This is a genomic window from Streptomyces sp. NPDC004610 (genome assembly GCF_040609715.1).
Classification (GTDB): Bacteria; Actinomycetota; Actinomycetes; order Streptomycetales; family Streptomycetaceae; genus Streptomyces.
The window spans coordinates 264,473-267,390 of the sequence record NZ_JBEXLA010000003.1 but is presented as its reverse complement, the minus strand read 5'-3'; the positions used below and the strand labels follow the sequence as shown (position 1 = coordinate 267,390).

Sequence of the window (2,918 nt, the reverse complement as noted above, 5' to 3'; positions counted from 1 at the left end):
CTGCGGGCAGACAGCGCGCTACGGACGGACAGTGCGCTGCGGGCAGACGGCCTGCCGCGGACGAGCAGCGCGCTGCGGACGGCGGAGTTGACCAAGTTCTATGTGGTCAGGACTCCGGAGGAGAACGGCGGCGCGGTGGACGGCCTCCAGGACATCGCGGGGCGGGTGCTCGGCGACCCGGACCGCTTCCAGGAGATCCTGGTGCTGAACACGGGCCGGGTGCTGCCGGGCGGTGATGTGTTCGTCAGCGCGGAGCAGTTGGTGCCGGGATTCGCGCTACGGCTGCCGACCGACGCGGAGGGCCCCGGGGTGCAGTTCGGGGAACTGCCCGAGGAGGCGCCGGGCGCGGCACAGCAGTCGGCGCCGCCGCAGCCGCCCTCGGCGACGCGTTCCGGTGGCCCCTTCGGCGCGGGCGGGAAAGTGCCGGTCGGGCTGGTGGCCGGCGGGGCGGCCGGAGTCGCGGCGCTGACCGTCGCGGTGCTGGCCCGCCGTCCGCTGACGCGCTGGCTCCGGGCGCTGGGGCGGGGTGTCGCCCGGGTGGCGCGGGTACTGCGGCCGAGGCTGCCGCGCCCGCTGGCGGTGGCGCTGCGGAGGCGGCGCCGGGCCCGGCTGGCGCGACGGCTCGCGGCGGACACCCGTACGCCCGTCCTGGTGCGGTCCGCGCTGGACGAGTTGGTCGGCGCGGGCGGGCCGGGGGCGCCGACGCGGGTGTTCACGGTCCGGGCGGACGGCGAGCAACTGCTGGCGTCGGTGTCGGGCGGCACCCGGGCACCGGCACCGTGGACGGCGCACGCCCCGCATGACTGGCGGCGCGCGGGCCTGCCCTCCACACCGGGCTACGAGCCGCGCCGGGAGGGGAACGGCGGGTCGGCGACGCGGGCCGGGGATCTGGAGGTGCGGGGCGCGATGGCCGAGTACCGGCCGTCCACGGCATCGGACGACGACCCGGACGCCGGGGAGGCGCCGCAGCTGACGCTCCCGCATCTGGCGCGGGTCGGGGTGGACGCCCGGGACGCGCAGGTGATGGTCGGGCTGGGGCAGCTCAACGGCGCCCTCAGTGTCCGGGGCGATCTGCGGGTGGCCCGGGACACCTTGACCGCGCTCGCGCACGGTCTGCTGGAACTGCCCTGGCAGAACACGGTGGTGGTCGCGGTGGACCCGGACCCCGACACCCTGCCGGGACTGCACGGCCTGGTACGGGTCCGGTCCCTGGCCGAGGTGGAGGACCAGGCGCCCGCGCGGGTCTTCGAGGCGGCCGAGGCACTGGGACTCGGACTCGTCCGCGCGCCCTCGGGCCCGGACCGGATCACCGGCTTCCTGCTGATGATGCGCCCGCCCCGGGACTCCGCCGAGGCCCACGCCCTAGCCGGACTCGCCGCGCCGCACGGCGGCTGGAGCGTGCTGTCGGTGGGCGATGTCCCGGGCGCGCACTGGCGCTGGCACGCCGAACCAGAGGGCACGGTGGATCTGGGCGTCCTGGGACTGCGGGTGACGGTACCGGCTGCGCTGGCGCTGTCGGCGGACCGGGTGTGACGACCCTTCCAACTCCCTCCCCCCACTCGGCAATTGACTCCCGCATCCCGTGAACCATCCCGGGCGGGGACCCGTGTTGAGGGCGGGACCGGCCACGGAATCAGCGGGTGCGGACGACGACGGCACCTGCCCCGACCCCGTCCCGGCGGCCGGCGGCCTCCTCCCCGGCCGCCGGGACGGCACCACGGGCGACACCAGAGATCCCCGAGCAACCTGAGCAACCCGAGCAACCCGAGAAGCACCTCAGAAATACCTCAGGAACATCTCAGCAACACCTCAGCAACACCTCCGAACCCCCTGCGAGATATCGAAGAGATGAGGACAGTCATGCGGAACTGGCGGAGCGCGGTGTGGACGGCGACCGGTACGACGGCGGCGCTGGTGCTGCTGACCGCCTGCGGTGGTGAGCAGGGCGGCGGCGGCGCGTCCCCGCAGGGCGCGGGGCAGTCGCCGGTCGTGGCGGCCGAGACGGGCGGGAGCCAGGACACCGGTGCCCGGCCCAGCACGGCGGGCAGGCTGAGTGTGTGGGAGAGCGAGAAGCTGGGGCCGGTGGTGACGGACAGCGCGGGCTTCACGCTGTACCGCTTCGACAACGACACCGCCGCCCCGCCCAAGTCGAACTGCGACGGCGACTGCGCCACGGCCTGGCCCCCGGTACCGGCGGCGGACGCGCAGGCCGCGGCGGGAATGGACCCGAAGCTGGTGGGCAAGGTGACCCGCGCGGACGGCTCCCAGCAGCTCACTCTGGACGGCTGGCCGCTCTACCGGTTCGCGAAGGACACCCAGCCCAAGCAGACCAATGGGCAGGGAGTGGGCGGCACCTGGTTCGCGGCCGGTCCGGACGGCGGGAAGGCACAACTGGTGGACACCGGGGAGGCTGAACTGCCGCCGCTGTCGGTGCGGGAGGACGCCGAGCTGGGCGAGATCGTCCAGGACGGCAAGGGGCGGACCCTGTACCGCTTCACCAAGGACAGCGCGTGGCCGATGAAGTCGGCGTGCACGGGTGCCTGCCTGGAGAAGTGGAAGCCCGCCGCCATGCTGGACAAGGCGGAGCTGGGGCGGATCGAGGGCGTCGACCCCAAGAAGGTCATCGAGTTCGAGCGACCGGACGGCACCTCCCAGCTCACCATCGACTGCTGGCCGCTGTACTGGTTCACCGGGGACGAGGAGCCGGGTGACACGGCGGGGCAGGGTGTCGGCGGAACCTGGTTCGCGGTCCGGGCGGACGGCAAGCTGGCGAAGTAGCGCGGCGGAGGCGGGTTGCCGACAAAACCGTCAGAGCCGACAGCGGAAGGGCGGTTCCCCCCGGGGCGACCCCCCAACGCCCGGAGGGCAATGGGGGGGCCACAACCCCACCCCCCCCCCAGGCCACCAAGCCAACGACC

General features: G+C 74.3%; 2 protein-coding genes. Both read left to right on the top strand.

All coding sequences use genetic code 11. The annotated features are described in order from the left end of the window. A partial coding sequence (locus ABZX40_RS05250; RefSeq protein ID WP_355741838.1) for a hypothetical protein occupies positions 1-1,533 on the top strand: 1,533 nt, incomplete at its 5' end. 327 nt (positions 1,534-1,860) lie between these two features. Continuing rightward, positions 1,861-2,778, top strand: coding sequence for an SCO0930 family lipoprotein (locus tag ABZX40_RS05245; protein ID WP_355741841.1), 918 nt, complete (start codon positions 1,861-1,863; stop codon positions 2,776-2,778). Positions 2,779-2,918 lie beyond the last annotated feature (140 nt).

Coding starts and splice junctions, on each gene's coding strand:
- ABZX40_RS05245 (WP_355741841.1), top strand. CDS start 1,861: ATGCGGAACTGGCGGAGCGCGGTGTGGACGGCGACCGGTACGACGGCG.